The 17,708-nt window shown below is 56.3% G+C and carries 15 protein-coding genes and 1 pseudogene; 5 read left to right on the top strand and 11 right to left on the bottom strand.

Annotated features, from left to right (window positions below; all coding sequences use genetic code 11):
• Window positions 1-304: 304 nt before the first annotated feature.
• Together uxaC and DBY73_RS09030 are read left to right on the top strand one after the other, a co-directional pair.
• Window positions 305-1,717 carry a glucuronate isomerase gene (gene uxaC, locus DBY73_RS09035; RefSeq protein WP_112010834.1) on the top strand — a complete coding sequence of 471 codons (1,413 nt, stop codon included), beginning with the start codon at window positions 305-307 and terminating at the stop codon, window positions 1,715-1,717.
• Between the two features lie 17 nt (window positions 1,718-1,734).
• Window positions 1,735-3,222 (top strand): altronate dehydratase family protein, encoded by a 1,488-nt coding sequence (locus DBY73_RS09030; protein ID WP_112010833.1) that lies wholly within the window; start codon window positions 1,735-1,737, stop codon window positions 3,220-3,222.
• A gap of 92 nt (window positions 3,223-3,314) precedes the next feature.
• Here the strand turns inward: DBY73_RS09030 and sstT are convergent, their stop codons facing one another.
• The 4 genes from sstT to DBY73_RS09010 all read right to left on the bottom strand — a co-directional run bounded on the left by sstT (window position 3,315) and on the right by DBY73_RS09010 (window position 7,576).
• On the bottom strand, window positions 3,315-4,556 hold the full coding sequence (sstT, locus tag DBY73_RS09025) for a serine/threonine transporter SstT (RefSeq protein ID WP_112010832.1): 1,242 nt from the start codon (window positions 4,554-4,556) through the stop codon (window positions 3,315-3,317).
• 232 nt (window positions 4,557-4,788) lie between these two features.
• Window positions 4,789-5,754 carry a TerC family protein gene (locus tag DBY73_RS09020; protein WP_112010831.1) on the bottom strand — a complete coding sequence of 322 codons (966 nt, stop codon included), beginning with the start codon at window positions 5,752-5,754 and terminating at the stop codon, window positions 4,789-4,791.
• A gap of 249 nt (window positions 5,755-6,003) precedes the next feature.
• Window positions 6,004-7,002 (bottom strand): Gfo/Idh/MocA family oxidoreductase, encoded by a 999-nt coding sequence (locus tag DBY73_RS09015; RefSeq protein WP_112010830.1) that lies wholly within the window; start codon window positions 7,000-7,002, stop codon window positions 6,004-6,006.
• A gap of 70 nt (window positions 7,003-7,072) precedes the next feature.
• A complete protein-coding gene (locus tag DBY73_RS09010; protein ID WP_112010829.1) occupies window positions 7,073-7,576 on the bottom strand; it encodes a M48 family metallopeptidase in 504 nt (167 codons plus the stop codon).
• 83 nt (window positions 7,577-7,659) lie between these two features.
• On the opposite strand from DBY73_RS09010, the gene rlmG reads away from it, so the two are divergent.
• Window positions 7,660-8,796, top strand: a complete 1,137-nt coding sequence (rlmG, locus tag DBY73_RS09005) for a 23S rRNA (guanine(1835)-N(2))-methyltransferase RlmG (RefSeq protein ID WP_112010828.1) — start codon at window positions 7,660-7,662, stop codon at window positions 8,794-8,796.
• Window positions 8,797-8,917: 121 nt separating this feature from the next.
• Here rlmG and DBY73_RS09000 read toward each other — a convergent pair whose 3' ends face one another.
• Complete coding sequence (locus tag DBY73_RS09000) at window positions 8,918-10,939, bottom strand: NADPH-dependent 2,4-dienoyl-CoA reductase (protein ID WP_112010827.1); 2,022 nt, start codon at window positions 10,937-10,939, stop codon at window positions 8,918-8,920.
• Between the two features lie 213 nt (window positions 10,940-11,152).
• Between DBY73_RS09000 and DBY73_RS08995 the strand changes: the two are divergent.
• Window positions 11,153-11,311: pseudogene (locus DBY73_RS08995) on the top strand (3-hydroxy-5-phosphonooxypentane-2,4-dione thiolase LsrF); the annotation flags it as partial.
• Complete coding sequence (lsrG, locus tag DBY73_RS08990) at window positions 11,308-11,601, top strand: (4S)-4-hydroxy-5-phosphonooxypentane-2,3-dione isomerase (protein ID WP_112010826.1); 294 nt, start codon at window positions 11,308-11,310, stop codon at window positions 11,599-11,601. The pseudogene DBY73_RS08995 and the gene lsrG, both read left to right, overlap by 4 nt.
• 31 nt (window positions 11,602-11,632) lie before the next feature.
• On the opposite strand, the gene DBY73_RS08985 is transcribed toward lsrG, so the two are convergent.
• The 6 genes from DBY73_RS08985 to DBY73_RS08960 are packed head-to-tail and all read right to left on the bottom strand — an operon-like array spanning window position 11,633 to window position 17,668.
• Window positions 11,633-12,259 carry a hypothetical protein gene (locus DBY73_RS08985; protein ID WP_112010825.1) on the bottom strand — a complete coding sequence of 209 codons (627 nt, stop codon included), beginning with the start codon at window positions 12,257-12,259 and terminating at the stop codon, window positions 11,633-11,635.
• Window positions 12,256-12,966, bottom strand: coding sequence for a molecular chaperone (locus tag DBY73_RS08980; RefSeq protein WP_112010824.1), 711 nt, complete (start codon window positions 12,964-12,966; stop codon window positions 12,256-12,258). The genes DBY73_RS08985 and DBY73_RS08980 overlap by 4 nt, the downstream gene beginning before the upstream one ends.
• Entirely contained in the window at window positions 12,959-13,489 is a 531-nt protein-coding gene (locus DBY73_RS08975) for a fimbrial protein (RefSeq protein WP_112010823.1), read from the bottom strand. The genes DBY73_RS08980 and DBY73_RS08975 overlap by 8 nt, the downstream gene beginning before the upstream one ends.
• Window positions 13,490-13,498: 9 nt before the next feature.
• Window positions 13,499-14,035: a fimbrial protein gene (locus DBY73_RS08970; protein WP_112010822.1), complete on the bottom strand. Its 537-nt coding sequence runs from the start codon at window positions 14,033-14,035 to the stop codon at window positions 13,499-13,501.
• Entirely contained in the window at window positions 14,036-15,049 is a 1,014-nt protein-coding gene (locus tag DBY73_RS08965; protein WP_112010821.1) for a fimbrial protein, read from the bottom strand.
• Window positions 15,050-17,668 (bottom strand): fimbrial biogenesis usher protein, encoded by a 2,619-nt coding sequence (locus DBY73_RS08960; RefSeq protein WP_112010820.1) that lies wholly within the window; start codon window positions 17,666-17,668, stop codon window positions 15,050-15,052.
• Window positions 17,669-17,708: the final 40 nt, after the last annotated feature.

Genomic DNA, 17,708 nt, shown 5'->3' with positions numbered 1-17,708 from the left:
CTGACACCGGGAATGCATTCCGTCGGCTTATTGATGCGACGGCGAAAAAGATAACTTGTCATACAACTTTAAAAGGTGAGTGACATCACAATTGCTGGAATCTTTGTAGGGGCATTCTGACTGGCGAGAGAAGCCAGTAACGGCGCGGTTTTCAGGCGGGTTTACCTCTTTGATGGTAAATTATTTGTCAGCGTTTATTGATCTGACTCACGAAAAAAACTACGGGCTCTGGAAATTGGTGTGATAACTTTGCAGCATCTGAACATCAAGCTTTCTGACGCTCCCGCTACAGAGGAAGACGATAATGACCCCGTTTATGACCGAAGATTTTCTGCTAGATACCGAATTTGCCCGCCGTCTGTACCACGACTACGCAAAAGATCAGCCGATTTTCGACTACCACTGCCATCTGCCGCCGCAGCAGGTTGCCGAAAATTACCGTTTTAAGAACCTGTATGATATCTGGCTGAAGGGCGATCACTATAAGTGGCGCGCTATGCGCACCAACGGCGTGGCGGAACGCCTGTGTACCGGCGACGCCACTGACCGCGAGAAGTTTGACGCCTGGGCGGCCACCGTGCCGCACACCATCGGCAACCCGCTGTACCACTGGACGCACCTCGAGCTGCGCCGTCCGTTCGGCATCACCGGCAAGCTTCTTTCTCCGGCCACCGCAGATGAAATCTGGGACCAGTGCAACGCGCTGCTGGCGCAGGATCGCTTCACCGCGCGCGGCATCATGCAGCAGATGAACGTGAAGATGGTCGGCACCACGGACGATCCCATCGACTCGCTGGAGCACCATGCGGTCGTGGCGCAGGATGCCTCTTTCGACATCAAGGTGCTGCCGAGCTGGCGTCCTGACAAAGCCTTTAACATTGAGCAGGCGACCTTCAGCGACTATATGGCGAAGCTTGCCGAAGTCTCTGATACCGACATCCGTCGCTTCGCTGACCTGCAGTCCGCGCTAACGAAGCGCCTGGACCACTTCGCCGCGCACGGCTGTAAAGTTTCCGACCACGCGCTGGACGTGGTGATGTTTGCGGAATCAAACGAGGCGGAGCTGGACAGCATTCTGGCGCGCCGTCTCTCGGGGGAAACGCTGAGCGAGCGCGAGGTGGCGCAGTTTAAAACGGCGGTGCTGGTCTTCCTCGGCGCGGAATACGCCCGTCGCGGCTGGGTGCAGCAGTACCACATCGGCGCGCTGCGCAATAACAACCAGCGTCAGTTCAAGCTGCTGGGCGCGGACGTGGGCTTCGACTCCATCAACGACCGCCCGATGGCGGAAGAGCTGTCTAAGCTGCTGAGCAAGCAGAACGAACAAAACCTGCTGCCAAAAACCATCCTTTACTGCCTGAATCCGCGCGATAACGAAGTGCTGGGCACCATGATCGGCAACTTCCAGGGCGAAGGCATGCCGGGCAAGATGCAGTTCGGTTCCGGCTGGTGGTTTAACGATCAGAAGGACGGCATGGAGCGTCAGATGACGCAGCTGGCGCAGCTTGGCCTGCTGAGCCGCTTTGTCGGCATGCTGACCGACAGCCGCAGCTTCCTGTCTTATACGCGTCATGAATATTTCCGCCGCATTCTGTGCCAGATGATTGGCCGCTGGGTGCAGGCGGGTGAAGCTCCGGCGGATATCCAGCTGCTGGGCGACATGGTGAAAAACATCTGCTTTAACAATGCGCGTGACTACTTCGCCATTGAACTGAACTAAGGCCGTCTGAGGTTGATATGCACTACATTAAGATCCATTCGCTGGATAACGTGGCCGTTGCGCTGGCCGATTTAACCGAAGGCGCGGTGGTGACCGTTGAGAACCATACGGTCACCCTGCGCGAGGCGATTTCGCGCGGGCATAAATTTGCCGTGTGCCCCATCGCCAAAGGGGAAAACGTCGTGAAGTACGGTTTGCCCATTGGTCACGCGCTCCAGGATATTGCGCCGGGTGAACACATTCACTCGCACAATACCCGCACCAACCTCAGCGACCTGGACGAGTACAGCTATCAACCTGACGTTCAGGCTGAAGCGGGGCAGGCGGCGGATCGCGACGTGCAGATCTACCGCCGCGCCGGTGGCGAGGTGGGGATCCGCAACGAGCTGTGGATCTTGCCGACCGTAGGCTGCGTGAACGGGATTGCGCGTCAGATCCAGACGCGCTTCCTGAAAGAGACTCGGGATGCCGAAGGCACCGACGGCGTTCATCTTTTCAGCCACACCTACGGCTGCTCGCAGCTCGGCGATGACCATATTAATACGCGAACCATGCTGCAAAACATGGTTCGCCACCCGAACGCGGGCGCGGTGCTGGTGATTGGCCTGGGCTGTGAAAACAACCAGGTGGATGCTTTCCGCGAAACGCTGGGCGAGTTCGACCCCGAGCGCGTGCGCTTTATGGTGTGTCAGCATCAGGATGACGAAGTGGAGGCGGGGCTGGAGCAGCTACACCAGCTGTATGAGGTGATGCGCCACGACCAGCGTGAAGCGGGCAAGCTGAGCGAGCTGAAGTTTGGCCTGGAGTGCGGCGGTTCGGACGGGCTGTCCGGCATTACGGCCAACCCGATGCTGGGCCGCTTCTCGGACTACATGATTGCCAACGGCGGCACCACGGTGCTGACCGAAGTGCCGGAAATGTTTGGCGCAGAGCGAATTCTGATGAGCCACTGCCGCGACGAAGAGACGTTTGAAAAGACCGTTACGATGGTCAACGACTTCAAGCAGTACTTTATCGCCCACAACCAGCCGATTTATGAAAATCCATCGCCGGGCAACAAGGCGGGCGGGATCACCACGCTTGAAGAGAAATCGCTTGGCTGCACCCAGAAAGCCGGCGCAAGCCAGGTGGTGGACGTGCTGCGCTACGGCGAGCGGCTGAAAACGCACGGCCTCAACCTGCTGAGCGCGCCGGGTAACGATGCGGTCGCCACCAGCGCGCTGGCGGGCGCGGGCTGCCACATGGTGCTGTTCAGCACCGGGCGCGGCACGCCGTACGGCGGCTTTGTGCCGACGGTGAAAATCGCCACCAACAGCGAGCTGGCGGCGAAGAAAAAGCACTGGATTGATTTCGATGCGGGGCAGCTGATCCACGGCAAAGCGATGCCGGAACTGCTGGCGGAGTTTGTGGATGCCATCGTCGAATTTGCCAACGGCAGGCAGACGTGCAACGAGAAGAACGATTTCCGCGAGCTGGCGATCTTTAAGAGCGGTGTGACGCTTTAATCGGTGCGGCCTGATGCTCTCACCCCGGCCCTCTCCCACGGGGAGAGGGGGCAAACACTAAAAACGGCAACCTCAGGGTTGCCGTTTTGCTGTTAACCTCGCAGCGCGTTTTTCGCTAATCGCGCGTCTTCCGCCTGACAGGCAGCTGCGGTAAACAGCACGTCGGTAGAGGAGTTTAGCGCCGTTTCGCAGGAGTCCTGCAATACGCCGATGATAAAGCCGACGGCCACCACCTGCATGGCGATCTCGTTCGGGATACCGAACATATTGCACGCCAGCGGGATCAGCAGCAGCGAACCACCCGCCACGCCGGATGCGCCACAGGCACACAGCGACGCCACCACGCTCAGCAGCAGCGCGGTTGGCAGATCGACCGGAATGCCCAGCGTATGCACCGCCGCCAGGGTCAGCACGGTAATGGTAATGGCCGCGCCCGCCATGTTCACGGTTGCACCCAGCGGAATGGAGACGGAATAGGTATCGCGATCCAGGTTCAGCTTCTCCGCCAGCGCCATGTTAACTGGAATATTTGCCGCAGAGCTGCGGGTGAAGAACGCATACACGCCGCTCTCGCGCAGGCAGGTCAGCACCAGCGGATACGGGTTGCGGCGGATCTGCCAGAACACCAGCAGCGGGTTGATCACCAGCGCAACCAACAGCATACAGCCGACCAGAACAACCAGCAGCTGCGCGTAACCCCACAGCGCGTCAAAACCGGTGGTGGCCAGCGTAGAGGAGACCAGCCCGAAGATCCCGATGGGCGCAAAGCGAATCACCAGTTTCACCATAAAGGTGACGGCGTTCGACAAATCGTTGACCAGGTGTTTTGTTGTGTCGTTACCGTGACGCAGCGCGAAGCCCAGACCAATCGCCCAGACCAGGATACCGATGTAGTTACCGTTCATCAGCGCCGTGATGGGGTTAGAGACCATGCTCATCAGCAGGCCGCGAAGCACTTCGACAATGCCGGATGGCGGCGTGATATCACCGGCCGCGCTGGTCAGGTGCAGCGTGGACGGAAACAGGAAGCTGAACACCACGGCCGTTAGGGCTGCAGAGAAGGTTCCCAGAAGATACAGGAACAGAATAGGGCGAATGTTGGTTTTTTGTCCGTGCTGGTGGTTGGCAATCGATGCCATGACCAGCATCAAAACCAGAACCGGTGCGACGGCTTTCAGGGCGCCGACGAAAAGGGTGCCGAGGAGTCCCGTGGCCTCTGCTGCAGGTTTTGACACCATTGCCAGCAGAATGCCCAGCACCAGCCCTGCCAGAATTTGTTTAACCAGACTCCCTTGCGCCAGGCGCGCAAAAAGCCCCGTTGATTGTGTGCTCATACAATATTCCTGAGTGAAATTATGTTCCATTCCGGATGTGCTCTAAGTCACATTTATGTCCGGATGTAAGAAAATGTTTGCCTGGTCGAGTATAGGGAATGTGCGAAAGGAGGGAAGCGTAAAATGCTGGATTTTACGTGCTGCGTCATATTTTTTAACTATTAGTTAACGAGAGTGCCGGGCGGCGCTTTTTTTCACCCTCTCCCTTTGGGAGAGGGCCGGGGTGAGGGTATTACTCCACCTGCTTTTTATCGTGCTGGCGGTTAACCCAGGTATTGATAATCAGCGTCACGATCAGAATGCCAAACACCACGCCGAGCGAAATCGCGATCGGGATATGGTAGAAGTCGACGATCAGCATCTTGATACCGATAAACACCAGAATTACCGACAGGCCGTACTTCAGCATGGAGAAGCGCTCCGCCGCGCCCGCCAGCAGGAAATACATTGCGCGCAGGCCGAGGATCGCGAACAGGTTTGAGGTCAACACGATGAACGGGTCGGTGGTCACCGCGAAGATCGCCGGGATGCTGTCTACCGCGAAAATCACGTCGCTCAGCTCAACCAGAATCAGCACCAGCAGTAGCGGAGTAGCAAACAGCAGACCGTTCTGGCGCACGAAGAAGTGCTCGCTCTCGATCTTGTCGGTCATGCGCAGATGACCGCGGATCCACTTCACCAGCGGCTTCTCGCCAATACCCGTCTCATCTTCTTTTGCCAGCGCCATTTTGACACCGGTAAACAGCAGGAACGCGCCGAAGACGTACAGCAGCCATTCAAACTGGGTAATCAGCCAGCTGCCCGCGAAGATCATAATCGTACGCAGGATAATCGCGCCCAGCACGCCGTACACCAGCACGCGGCGCTGAAGCGACGCAGGCACGGCAAAGTAGCTGAACAGCATCAGCCAGACGAAGACGTTATCGACCGCAAGGGCTTTTTCGATTAAGTAGCCGGTGAGGAAGGCGAGCGCCTGAGGATCGGCAACGGCGCGGCCTTCGGTCGAGGCCAGATACCACCAGAAGGCGGCGCAGAACAGCAGTGAGAGCGTAACCCACACCAGGGACCAGGCGGCGGCCTGCTTCATGGTCATTCCATGCTCACCGCGACGCCCCTGGAGGAAGAGATCGATCGCCAGCATGATGAGTACCACGACAGCGAACCCGCCCCACAGCAGCGGAGTACCGACAGTATTCATACTTTTTCCTTACGCATAAAAAACAAAAACGGCTATGGTCAGAAGACGATAGCCGCTAGCGTTTTATGCATAGACCTCGCCTTCCGGCAAGGTCTCACTTACAACCGTTAAGGTTGCCCGGCGACCGGATGCGCGATTAACGCATCGTAATGACGATCCACCGGCAAGGAAGTTACTCCCCTTTGCAGGTAACAAAATATGTCAGACCATCGGTTTCGTCAATGGTCTGCACGCATTCATTACACTGTTTTACGCGATCGCTTCCGCGTTCAAGCCGTCTGCCGGGAACACCACGCCGGTCTGGCGGCGGATCTCCGTTTGCAGCTTCGCCGTGGTGCGGCTGATCGCAAGCCCAGGGTGATTCACTTCGTTCTCTTCCACCAGACGCGCAAAGACCTCTGCCTCATACAGCATAGTGTTGATATGCTGAGGCTGCGTCAGCTCCTGCGCTTTACCGCCGCGCGGCACGATGCTGACCTTCTGGCACTCGGAGATCTTCTCGATCACCAGCGAGCCGTCTTCACCCTGAATTTCGCTCGGCAGCACCGAGTCGCTCACCTTGGAGTGTTGCAGCGTGACGCTGAAATCACCGTAATCCAGCACCACAATACCGTGTGCGTCCACGCCGCTTTCCAGCAGGCTGGCGGTGGCCGTCACGCCGTGCGGCTCGCCCCACAGCGCCACCGCCGAGGCCAGGCAGTAAAACCCGATGTCCATAATCGAGCCGTTAGAGAAGGCCGGATTGAAGGTGTTCGGGTTCTCGCCGTCAAGGTAGCGCTGGTAGCGCGACGAATACTGGCAGTAGTTGATAAAGGCCTTACGCACCTTGCCAATCTTCGGCAGGGACTGCTGCAACAGCAGGAAGTTCGGCAGGCTCGCGGTTTTGAACGCTTCGAACAGCACCACCTGGTTTTCGCGCGCCAGGGCAATGGCGGCTTCCACTTCCTGAATGTTCGAGGCCAGCGGCTTCTCGCAAATCACGTGCTTTTTGTGGCTGAGGAACAGCGTCGTCTGCGGGAAGTGCAGGGAGTTCGGGCTGGCGATATACACCGCGTCAATGGCGTCGCTTTTCGCCATCTCGTCGAGAGAGGTGAACAGATGTTCGACCAGATAGTCGTTAGCGAAACTCTGCGCCTGCTCGAGGCTGCGGGAATAGACTGCGGTAAGCTTATATTTGCCGGTTTCGTGGGCGGCGTCGACGAACTGGCGCGTGATCCAGTTCGTACCAATAACTGCGAAACGTATCATAAACGTTTACGTACTCCGTAGCGGGGAACCTTTAGCCACTGTAGCACGGGATTATTGCAAAACCAGTGCGCTACTGCGCATTACCATTTAACGATAAATGCGTAAGCCACAGGCGGGTATCAAACTCCAGCTGGTGGTACTGCGGCTCCATGTGGCAGCACAGGGAGTAGAACGCCTTATCGTGCTCTTTCTCTTTCAGGTGCGCCAGCTCGTGGACGACGATCATCCGCAGAAAGGCTTCCGGCGCGTTGCGAAAAACGGTCGCCACGCGGATCTCGGCCTTGGCCTTCAGCTTGCCGCCCTGCACGCGGGAGATGGCGGTGTGCAGCCCAAGCGCGTTTTTCAGCACGTGGATCTTGTTGTCGTACATTACCTTGTTGATTGGCGGCGCGCTCTTGAGATAACGGTTTTTCAGATCCTGCGTATACTGCCAGAGCGCCTTGTCCGTCGCGAAATCGTGCGTGCCGGGATAGCGTTTTTCCAGCACCGCGCCCAGCTTCTGCTCGGCAATCAGGCTGCGAACCTGAGTCAGTAAGTTCTCCGGGTAGCCCTGAAGATAAGTCAGCTGGTTCATCAAAACCCCAAAATAGTGTGAAAACAGGTATACTCACGCACCCTTTTCAGGGATACGCCAAATTTTACCATTCAGGAGGGCCGATGAGCCACTTAGACAACGGTTTCCGTTCACTCAACCTTAAACGTTTCCCGGAAACGGACGACGTTAACCCGCTTCAGGCGTGGGAAGCGGCGGATGACTATCTGCTGCAGCAGTTGGATGACACTGAAATCCGCGGCCCGGTTCTGATCCTGAATGACGCCTTTGGCGCGCTGGCCTGTGCCCTGGCGGAACACTCGCCTTACAGCATCGGTGATTCCTACCTGAGCGAGCTGGCGACGCGTGAAAACCTGCGCCATAACGATATCGATGAAGGCAGCGTGAAGTTCCTCGACAGCACGGCAGATTACCCGCAGGCGCCGGGCGTGGTGCTGATCAAAGTGCCAAAAACCATGGCGCTGCTGGAGCAGCAGCTGCGCGCGCTGCGTAAGGTCGTGACGCCAGAAACCCGCATCATCGCGGGCGCCAAGGCGCGCGATATTCACACCTCGACGCTGGAGCTGTTCGAGAAGGTCCTCGGTCCAACCACCACTACGCTTGCCTGGAAAAAAGCGCGCCTGATCAACTGTACCTTCAGCGCGCCGGAGCTGGCCGATGCGCCAGACACCCTCAGCTGGAAGCTGGAAGGCACCGACTGGACCATCCACAACCACGCGAACGTCTTCTCCCGCACCGGGCTGGATATCGGGGCGCGTTTCTTCATTGAACATCTGCCGGAGAACCTGGAAGGCGAAATCGTCGATCTGGGCTGCGGCAACGGCGTGATTGGCCTGACGCTGCTGGCGAAGAACCCGGACGCCAGCGTGGTGTTTAGCGACGAGTCGCCGATGGCGGTGGCATCAAGCCGTCTGAACGTAGAAACCAACATGCCGGAGGCGCTGGACCGCTGCGAGTTCATGATCAATAACGCGCTGTCCGGCGTCGAGCCGTTCCGCTTTAACGCCGTGTTCTGCAACCCGCCGTTCCACCAGAAGCACGCCCTGACGGATAACGTCGCCTGGGAGATGTTCCACCACGCGCGCCGCTGCCTGAAAATTAACGGCGAGCTGTACATCGTGGCCAACCGCCACCTGGACTATTTCCACAAGCTGAAGAAGATTTTCGGCAACTGCGTCACCATTGCGACGAACAATAAGTTCGTGGTGCTGAAGGCGGTTAAGCTGGGGCGTCGTCGGTAACGTTAAAAACGGCGCGGTCTGATGCCCTCACCCCAACCCTCTCCCACAGGGAGAGGGAGCAAACACTAAAAACGGCAACTGGGTTGCCGTTTTGCTTTTACCGTAGCCACCGGGCACTGCTCTAGATCTCCAGAGCTAATTTCGTCCCCTGCGCAATCGCCCGCCGCGCGTCCAGCTCCGTCGCCACGTCGCACCCCCCAATCAAATGCACCGTAACGCCCGCTTCGCGCAGCGGATCGGCCAGATCCCGCTTTGGCTCCTGCCCGGCACATAAGATCACGTTGTCCACCGCCAGCAGCTGCGGCTCGCCGCCGATCGTCACGTGCAGCCCGTCGTCGTCGATCTTGCTATAGTTCACCGCCGGGATCATTTTTACCCCGCGCGCGAGCAGGGTGGCGCGGTGGATCCAGCCGGTGGTTTTGCCCAGCCCTTCGCCCGGCTTGCTGGCCTTGCGCTGAAGCATCACGATCCGGCGCGGGCTTTTTGGCAGCTGCGGCCCTTCCGGGCGCAGGCCGCCGGACTGGCTGAGGCTGGTATCAATGCCCCATTCCACGCAAAATTCGGCAATGTTCTGGCTGGTGGCTTCGCCCGGCTGGCTTAAATACATGGCGGTATCAAAGCCGATCCCGCCGCAGCCGATAATCGCCACCTGCTCGCCGACGGGCACTTTGTCGCGCAATACATCCAGATAGCTCAATACCTTCGGATGATCGATGCCCTCGATCGCGGGCGTGCGCGGGGCGATCCCGCTTGCCAGGATCGTCTCGTCGAAACCGATCAGATCCGGCGCGGACACAACCTGATTCAGCCGCAGCTCGACGCCCGTCAGGTCGATCATTCTTCTGTAGTAGCGCAGCGTCTCGTAAAACTCTTCTTTACCGGGGATCTGCTTGGCGATGTTGAACTGCCCGCCGATCTCGGCCGCGGCGTCAAACAGCGTCACGCTGTGCCCGCGCGCGGCGGCGTTAACCGCAAACGCCAGCCCCGCCGGGCCCGCGCCGACCACGGCCAGGCGTTTTTTCGTCGCTGCCGGCACGATTGGCATTTTGGTTTCATGACACGCGCGCGGGTTAACGAGGCAGGAGGTGACCTTGCCGACGAAGATCTGATCCAGACACGCCTGGTTACAGCCGATGCAGGTGTTGATCTCATCCGCGCGGCCGCTCTGCGCCTTTGACAGCAGCTCGGCGTCCGCCAGGAACGGGCGCGCCATCGACACCATATCGGCGTCGCCGCGCGAGATCACATCGTCTGCGACCTGCGGATCGTTGATCCGGTTGGTGGTGACCAGCGGAATGGCCACTTTTCCTTTTAGCCTGCGCGTCACCCAGCTAAACGCCGCGCGCGGAACAGGGGTCGCGATGGTCGGAATACGCGCCTCGTGCCAGCCGATGCCGGTGTTGATGATCGTCGCGCCAGCGGCCTCTATCGCCTGCGCCAATTGCACCGTTTCGTCGAACGTGCCGCCGCCTTCCACCAGGTCGAGCATCGAGAGGCGGAAAACGATAATAAAGTCCGCCCCCGCGCGTTCGCGCACGGCGCGCACCACGTCTACGGCAAAGCGCATGCGGCGGGCATAATCGCCGCCCCATTCGTCGTCGCGCTGGTTGGTGCGGGCGGCGAGAAATTCGTTAATTAGATAGCCTTCCGAGCCCATTACCTCGACGCCGTCATAGCCCGCCTCGCGCGCCAGGGCGGCGCAGCGGGCGAAGTCGTCAATCAGCGCCAGGATCTCGTCGTGGCTGAGCGCGTGCGGCGTAAAGCGGTTAATCGGCGCCTGGATGCTGGAAGGGGCAACGAGATGTGGCTGATAGCTGTAGCGGCCGGTATGCAGGATCTGCAGGGCGATTTTGCCACCTTCTTTATGCACCGCGTCGGTGACGATGCGGTGATGGGCAAGCTGTGATGCATCGTTCAGCACCGCGCCGCCTTCCATCGTCACGCCCGAAGACGCAGGTGCTACGCCGCCGGTGACAATCAGCGCTACGCCGTGCCGCGCGCGTTCGGCATAGAAGGCCGCCAGGCGCTCCGGCCCGTCCGGCCGCTCCTCCAGCCCGGTGTGCATCGAGCCCATCAGCACGCGGTTTTTGAGCGTGGTAAACCCCAGATCGAGGGGGGCGAATAACGACGGGTAGCGGCTCATAGTCTCTTCCAGTGTTAATTTATTGTTATGTGGTCGGATGAGTTACTACTGTAGCCAGCGGCAGAAGAAAGGTAAAAGCGGGATCGAATGATTGTGATAGATCTCAAAGAACTTCGCCCCTCACCCTAACCCTCTCCCCAAAGGGGAGAGGGGACTGGCCGGTGCGGCCTTAAAGAATTGGCGCGATCTGGTTTTTTCCCTCTTCCCAAAGGGGAGAAGGGAGCGTCCGGCGTGGACATGGGGCGCAATATTTTCCAGTCCAGCGCGCCGCTGGCGATGCTGAAGGCGGTGAAGAAGGTGGTGCATGAAAACTGGAAGGCGCGAGAGGCGTTCCAGTTCTGGCAGGAAGAAAAACAGGGAGAGGCAAAATGAACGTGACGCTGGTGGAAATCAACATCAAGCCCGAGCGGGTGGGCGAGTTTCTGGAGGTGTTTCGCGCCAACCACGAAGGGGCGATTCAGGAGCCGGGCAACCTGCGCTTTGACGTACTGCAGGACCCGCGCGTGAAAACCCGGTTCTTTATCTACGAAGCCTATAAGGACGATGAGGCGGTGCTGGCGCACAAGCAGACGCCGCACTATCTGGCGTGCGGGGATAAGCTGGAGGAACTGATGTCGGAGCCGCGCAAGAAGCGCAGCTTTGTGGGGTTACTGCCGGAGTGAGCGATGGCCCGGCGGCTGCCGGGCAATACGCTTATTTTTTCGCTTTCTGAATCGCCATGATCAGGGCTTCAGACGAGGTATTTCCGTTAAGGACCGTAACGCGTCGAATCTCCGGATCTTTTTCCTGAGGCATAACGACTATGGCAGGCAGGGCTGAGAGCGCGACTTTTCCCGCGAGATCGACGTTGGCCTGCTGCTCGGACGCTGTAAGCGTGTCAGACCTCGCCTTCACGAATTTGTAGATGAAGCGAATATCGGGGTTGGACGGGGCCACGCTTTCTACCATCGTTTTCGTTGTTTGATACTGAGGATCGGTTTCATCGGCGAATACAATGGCGGCGACCTTCGCATCCCGCGGGCCGTTTTCAACCTTACCGGCAGCAAGCAGCGCACCACGCTGGTGTAATACCGCCTGAACCTGGCCCTGCTGCTGAGCGACCTGCTGACGCTGTCGAAGGTTTTCGCCTGCGGCGACCAGAAATTCAGGATGCTCGGCCAACCAGGTTGCGATGGTTTCACCCAGCACCTCGGGATGATCCTGAAAATAACGCTCGGCGGCTTTTCCCGTTTGTTCGATTTGCGCCGGAGTGTGTTCTGCATTTGCCTGCCACGCTGCGCAGAGCGCAAGAAGTGCGAAGGGGAGAGCTGTGAGCTTCATGGTGTTACCTCAAAAAGTTGTGAACGTGCGGGCATGATCCGCCCGTAATCATTAATGCTTTGCCAGCCTATGAGGCAGCTTTTTGCCCCCAGGCAGCCCGGAATATCTCGTTTGGAAAAGGGGGCAACTATCCCGCCTTCTGGGATCTCTATACCGTTCATTTTCAGGTTGAATAGCGTGACGTAATAAGGCGTAGGGTTTTCCACGCTCACACCCGTTTTCGTCGGCGCCCAGAGCAGTGCCAGGCCTGCTTCTTCCGGATTCCCAGGCAGATATTTAGGGCGATAGAAGAGTTTGAAACGGGAGCGGATCGCCGTTTGTACGCTGTGGGTCGCGTTTTTGCCGGAAGGTATTGAGGCCACGCTTAAGGTGAACAGCGTTTCCCGATCCTGTGGCAGCGCGCCGCCGGTATACAGCAGGCGGACGCTGTTTTCACGTTCGGGGCGAAGGGTGAACAGCTGAGGAGAGGCGATAAACTCACGCTGCTCTTTTTCCGGCTCGTTTGCCCCCGCCCAAATGCCGCCGCGGCTGATTTTCGGATAGATCAGCCAGGACGTGTTTGAAGGATTGCGTACCGTAAAGGTGATGGATTTTTCCCCTTCGGGGAAAATAAAACGCGTCCCACTAATAACCACACCAGCCCGCGCGGTTGCCATGTCTGTCAGCAAGAGAGCGCTAATAAGAAAGGCTTTTACGATCTCATGCATAGTTCAGGATGAATGTTGAGGCGGCGTTAGCGGTACCCGTTGTGACCGTGCTGCGGGTAGCAATGTAGCGGGCGAAGAAGTGGAATGTGACGGTATCGTCGTTTCCGGATAAAGAGATCGAGGCGCTTGCATCGCCCAGTACGATCGGCGTCTTATTTATGTCAAAAATGCCAACGGCAACCCCTGTCGCACTTGTGGCTTCCGTCGTTATTGCCAGCAGAGACGGATTGGCATTATCTGGTGTGCCCTCAAACGTGATGCTCAATGTGTCTTTTGACGTTGCGCAGCTTTCGAGATTAATGGCGAAAGGATGATATGCACCGCCGTCACCCGCCTGGGTAAAGAAATGGTTTTGCTCAGTCCCCATTTTGACGATCAGCTTTTGTGAATCGAGCGAGATCGTACAGGTATGCTCATTGATCTTACCGTTGATATAAACCGTTCCGTCGTGGGCATGCGTTATTGCCGGAGCCAACGCATACAACGCGATGAGATAAGAAAGGCAGTGGAGTACAGTTTTCATTGCGGGCTCTTATTGGTACAGAAGGTCAAAATACATGACGGCCGTGGCATCACCGTGCGTGACGGCCTGTTTTGTAGATTTATAACGTAGGTTAAACGTGAGCTTATTGGTTCCCGGTACGAGTGGGTAAATCAGCGAGTCGGTATTGTTAATCGCGATCGTTTTCTGATCGACATCCAAAATCTCAATGCCCAGCCCCGTCGCCAGAGTTCCTTCCTGACCTTTGCCCGTATTGCTCAGCGCCAGCAGCGATGGATTATCCGAATCGCTTATTCCGTTAAACCAAACCTTGGTACCTTTAATTAACTGTGAACAATTTTTTAGTTCGATATAAAACGGAACGGACGGCGTTGTAGCACCAGCTGACCTGAATTCGCTGGTGGTGAATTCACCCAAATTGACGCTTTGCTCCTCGCTGGCAGTCTCAACTTCGCAGGATTCATTAATAATCGTGCCAGTGAACTGCAGGTTATAAACGACGCCGGTATCAGCAAAGGCGCAGCCTGTTAGCATCGTCAGGATGAGTATTTTCAGTAATGCATTCATTTAAGCAAAGTCCACGCGTAAGCAGGCCAGCGCAGTAAAAATGCCTTCCTGCGGCTGTTTGCCCGTCGTGCTGATCGGATACGCTTTTAACGTGACATCCGCCTTGCCTGATGTATCCGTCATAAAATCCGTGCTGCTGGAAATATCATTCGGTTTTAGAATGGTGCCTGCCGGATCGGTAATGATAATTCCCACATCGCTGTTGGTTGTTGAAATAGCATCTGGAATAGCGCTACTGGCCGTGGCCTGCATACGTAATGTCAGATGTGCAGGTGAAAGAACGTCGGCGTTACATTCGATAGGGACATTGAACGTTTTTTCCCGCACGTTGTAAGGCTTTTGACCCGCGGTGGTGAACGCTCCGCTGTTGAATTTTCCCAAATCGACCATGATGGTCTGCCCACCGTTTATCGTACAGTTTTGCGGTACCGTAACGGTGCCGCTATAGGTAATTTGGTAGACGATTGTACTGAGCGGGTCTTGATTGTTCGTTGTGACATAGACATCAAACATGGTCCGTAAAGGAATAGCAATAGTCCCAATAAATGGCTTAATTATCTTTAATCTAAAAATCAAATTTGAATCATAAATGTTAAACTGTCTCCCTCTTTCAACGGCAATGTTACGCCCCATATGGATGTAATCTCCCGGCGGGTAGAAAACCCCGATGTCCGAGTCGGTAATGCTCATGGCTCCCATAATATAATCGGGATCAAGTATGAGATATTTCCATTGTCCTTCGGTCAAAACGACAGGAAATACGGTTCTGTACGAACGGTAGGTACGGCTGTCAGTATTGGTAAGATCTTCATCAGGGCATATTGCCTCAATTCCAACATCCTGACTTTTGTTCAATTCTACAGCCTGCCCCAGCTGGTTCTGTTCTTTGGTCAGCGTGGTGGTTAAGTCATAGTTAACGATCGAGATGGCATCAGTGACATTGTGGCATACGCCCGCCAGGGCGCTGGAAGCTGCTAATAATGCAGCTAATAATACAGCAATACGTAAATTCACTTATTTGCACTCCGCTTTAAGACGCACCAGCGCTTGTTTTGTTTCGGGGATCTGGTAGCTCGCGTCACACTGATTTTGCTCGCCTTCACCCCATTGAACGTGGAGGTGGCCAGCAGGATCCAATCCGGATAAATAGGCTTCACCGTTTTCACCCACGATGGTATCGCCGCCGTCATCCTCACGCGCGAGGATGGCGCCAAACGGTACAGGTTTGCCGTTATGCGTTAACGTAAAGAGCACGCGTGCGCCCTGGCGGGCCTTGAAGGTTGCACGTACCAGCGCGCCCTGCGTTGGCACAACGTGGGCGACAGATTCATCAATGTCTATATCGTCACCCAGCGTGTTGGTATCGAGCGCCAGTCGGTTACGACGGTACGCTGTTGCATAAGGCACGACGGCGTAGCCCCGGGCATCGGTGTGAATGCCCTGACCTTCCTCGACTTTAATATTACCGGCACCCGGCGCGGCAATAAGGACGTTCGTTTCGCCCAGCGGCTGGCTTAACGTTACGCCATCACGGTGGACGACAATGCCGCCGTCAAGACCGTAGTTAACCTGCTGATAGTCACCGTTATTGCTGTAGTTGTACCCGGCATTAACGTTACCGTAGGCGCTGTCGTATTCGGTATTCAGCGAGCCATTGGCCCCGCTGCCCTGATTTTGATAACCCTGCTGAATGGAGTAGCTCAGGTTATTGTCTTCAAGCAGCGTACCGCTTAACCCGGCCGTATTTGACGTCTTGCCGTGGTTATCGGTGCTCATCCCCGCGGTGGCGTACATGCTGTTGAGGCGTTTAGTGACATCGCCGCCCGGATGCATCCATAAACTCAGCGGCAGGGAGAGCGTGAGGGAGTAGATATTATCGCTACCACTCATCCCCGGGGATTTGCTGTAGTTGTAGCTCAGGTTGTACGTCACGCCAGAGGCGGTTCCGCTATAGCCCAATTGCATCAACGAGCTTTTCTTGTCGGTATGCCAGTACGTCTGCTGACTCCCCGCCAGGAAAATAGAACCATATTCCGCAAACTGCTGGGAAATGTTGAACTGCAGCTTGCCGCGTTTGGTGTAGTAAAGGTTGTAATACTGAGTCCAGATGGGGGGGCCATCATCGTTATATTCAGTATCGTTATCAGTGTCGTAACCCTGCATCTGCTTATAGGTCGTTTCATCCAGGGTATAGAAACCTGATGTTGAATAACGATAGCCCAGCAGCTGGAAGTTAGTGCCCAGTGCGTTCAGCGATTTTGCATATAAAAAGCGTATCGACTGGCCGGAGTGGGTCGAGTCATCCGAAAGCTGACTCCTTGCATGGGTCAAATCCAGTGAAATTGCGCCAACGTTTCCCATATTCACCCCGCCACCCAGGGCGAAGGCGGAGTAGTTTGACGACAGTTGAGCGCCTGAATACGCCGTAAAACCCTTCGGAAGCCCCCAGATGAGGGTTCCCTGGGCGAAGTTCGGCTCGTTTTGCTGGCTGCTGTTACTGCGATACTTAGCGACAGTGGCGGCGTATTTTATCCGGCCTTCACGCTGTAACACCGGCACGGCAGAATAGGGGACGGAGTAGGCGTTAACGCTGCCATCCGCCTCTTTAACCTCGACCGTTAAGTCACCGCTCGATGACGTTGGGAACAGGTCGTTAATAGCAAATGCGCCGGGCGGAACATAGCTCTGATAGATCGTATAGTCGTTCTGCTTGATGGTGACCTGCGCGTTGGAGCGAGCGATACCGCGGATGGTTGGTGCGAAACCTTTCATGCTGTCAGGCAGCATATTGTCATCAGAATTAAGCTGAATCCCTTTGAACGAGAGGCTGTCAAAAACATCCGACGGGGTGTAGTTTTCGCCAACCGTCAGCTGGCTCTTCAGCGGAATAATGGCCCGCTGCGCGTAGGTTGAGATGTGCTGCCATTCACGATAGCTATCAGAACCAGAATGGGTGTAATTCCAGGTTGAGTAGTCACGCAGGCGCCAGGGCCCCACGTTCAACCCGCTGTTCAGGTTGAGGAAATAGTTCCTGGTACTCGCACTATTATTGGCCTGAGTGCGGCTGTTTGATCCGCTAAAGTTATAGTTTAAAAACAGCGCGTTGATGCCGCTATCCCATTGTTCAGGTGGGATATAGCCCTTCGCATTACTTCGAATGGCGGCCTGAGGAACGCTAATGTCCAGCCGCTGTTGCTCAAAGTTAAAACGCGCGGTAGCGGCAGGAATTGTGGCTGAAATATCAATGCAGCGATTGGGGTCGACCCCTTTTAACGCCGGTATACCTTCAATATTGACCCCTAAATCATCCAGTGATTTTAAGGTCAGGCAGGCGATAAGGCCGGTATCATCATTTTCCGGGGCCTCTTTTTGGCGTGCATTAAAGGTGATGTCTCGCGTTGACTGGAAGGTGTCGTTCAGCCATACATCGACGCGATAGCTACCGGGAGCTTGTCCAGCAACGTTGAAGCGTGACAAATCGGCAACCGCGGAGGGGTCGCTGGAGAGAAACGCAGGGTTAAAGTAATAGTCTGCACGTGCATCATAGGATGCAAACATGCTCGATACGGCTATCGCGAGCGGTGCTAACGATAGCCTCCCTTCAATGATACGTTCACTGTGATTACGGTGCATTGTCCCTTATGCCTGCGTTTCAATAAATGAATATGGATGT

It is taken from the genome of Enterobacter sp. RIT418, from assembly GCF_003057745.1.
Classification (GTDB): Bacteria; Pseudomonadota; Gammaproteobacteria; order Enterobacterales; family Enterobacteriaceae; genus Enterobacter.
The sequence above is the reverse complement of the archived record's forward strand: the minus strand, read 5'-3'. Positions and strand labels throughout refer to the sequence as shown.

What these genes read in the sequence shown, in the direction of transcription:
- uxaC (WP_112010834.1), top strand. Translation starts at nt 305, where the DNA reads ATGACCCCGTTTATGACCGAAGATTTTCTGCTAGATACCGAATTTGCC.
- DBY73_RS09030 (WP_112010833.1), top strand. Translation starts at nt 1,735, where the DNA reads ATGCACTACATTAAGATCCATTCGCTGGATAACGTGGCCGTTGCGCTG.
- sstT (WP_112010832.1), bottom strand. Translation starts at nt 4,556, where the DNA reads ATGAGCACACAATCAACGGGGCTTTTTGCGCGCCTGGCGCAAGGGAGT.
- DBY73_RS09020 (WP_112010831.1), bottom strand. Translation starts at nt 5,754, where the DNA reads ATGAATACTGTCGGTACTCCGCTGCTGTGGGGCGGGTTCGCTGTCGTG.
- DBY73_RS09015 (WP_112010830.1), bottom strand. Translation starts at nt 7,002, where the DNA reads ATGATACGTTTCGCAGTTATTGGTACGAACTGGATCACGCGCCAGTTC.
- DBY73_RS09010 (WP_112010829.1), bottom strand. Translation starts at nt 7,576, where the DNA reads ATGAACCAGCTGACTTATCTTCAGGGCTACCCGGAGAACTTACTGACT.
- rlmG (WP_112010828.1), top strand. Translation starts at nt 7,660, where the DNA reads ATGAGCCACTTAGACAACGGTTTCCGTTCACTCAACCTTAAACGTTTC.
- DBY73_RS09000 (WP_112010827.1), bottom strand. Translation starts at nt 10,939, where the DNA reads ATGAGCCGCTACCCGTCGTTATTCGCCCCCCTCGATCTGGGGTTTACC.
- lsrG (WP_112010826.1), top strand. Translation starts at nt 11,308, where the DNA reads ATGAACGTGACGCTGGTGGAAATCAACATCAAGCCCGAGCGGGTGGGC.
- DBY73_RS08985 (WP_112010825.1), bottom strand. Translation starts at nt 12,259, where the DNA reads ATGAAGCTCACAGCTCTCCCCTTCGCACTTCTTGCGCTCTGCGCAGCG.
- DBY73_RS08980 (WP_112010824.1), bottom strand. Translation starts at nt 12,966, where the DNA reads ATGCATGAGATCGTAAAAGCCTTTCTTATTAGCGCTCTCTTGCTGACA.
- DBY73_RS08975 (WP_112010823.1), bottom strand. Translation starts at nt 13,489, where the DNA reads ATGAAAACTGTACTCCACTGCCTTTCTTATCTCATCGCGTTGTATGCG.
- DBY73_RS08970 (WP_112010822.1), bottom strand. Translation starts at nt 14,035, where the DNA reads ATGAATGCATTACTGAAAATACTCATCCTGACGATGCTAACAGGCTGC.
- DBY73_RS08960 (WP_112010820.1), bottom strand. Translation starts at nt 17,668, where the DNA reads ATGCACCGTAATCACAGTGAACGTATCATTGAAGGGAGGCTATCGTTA.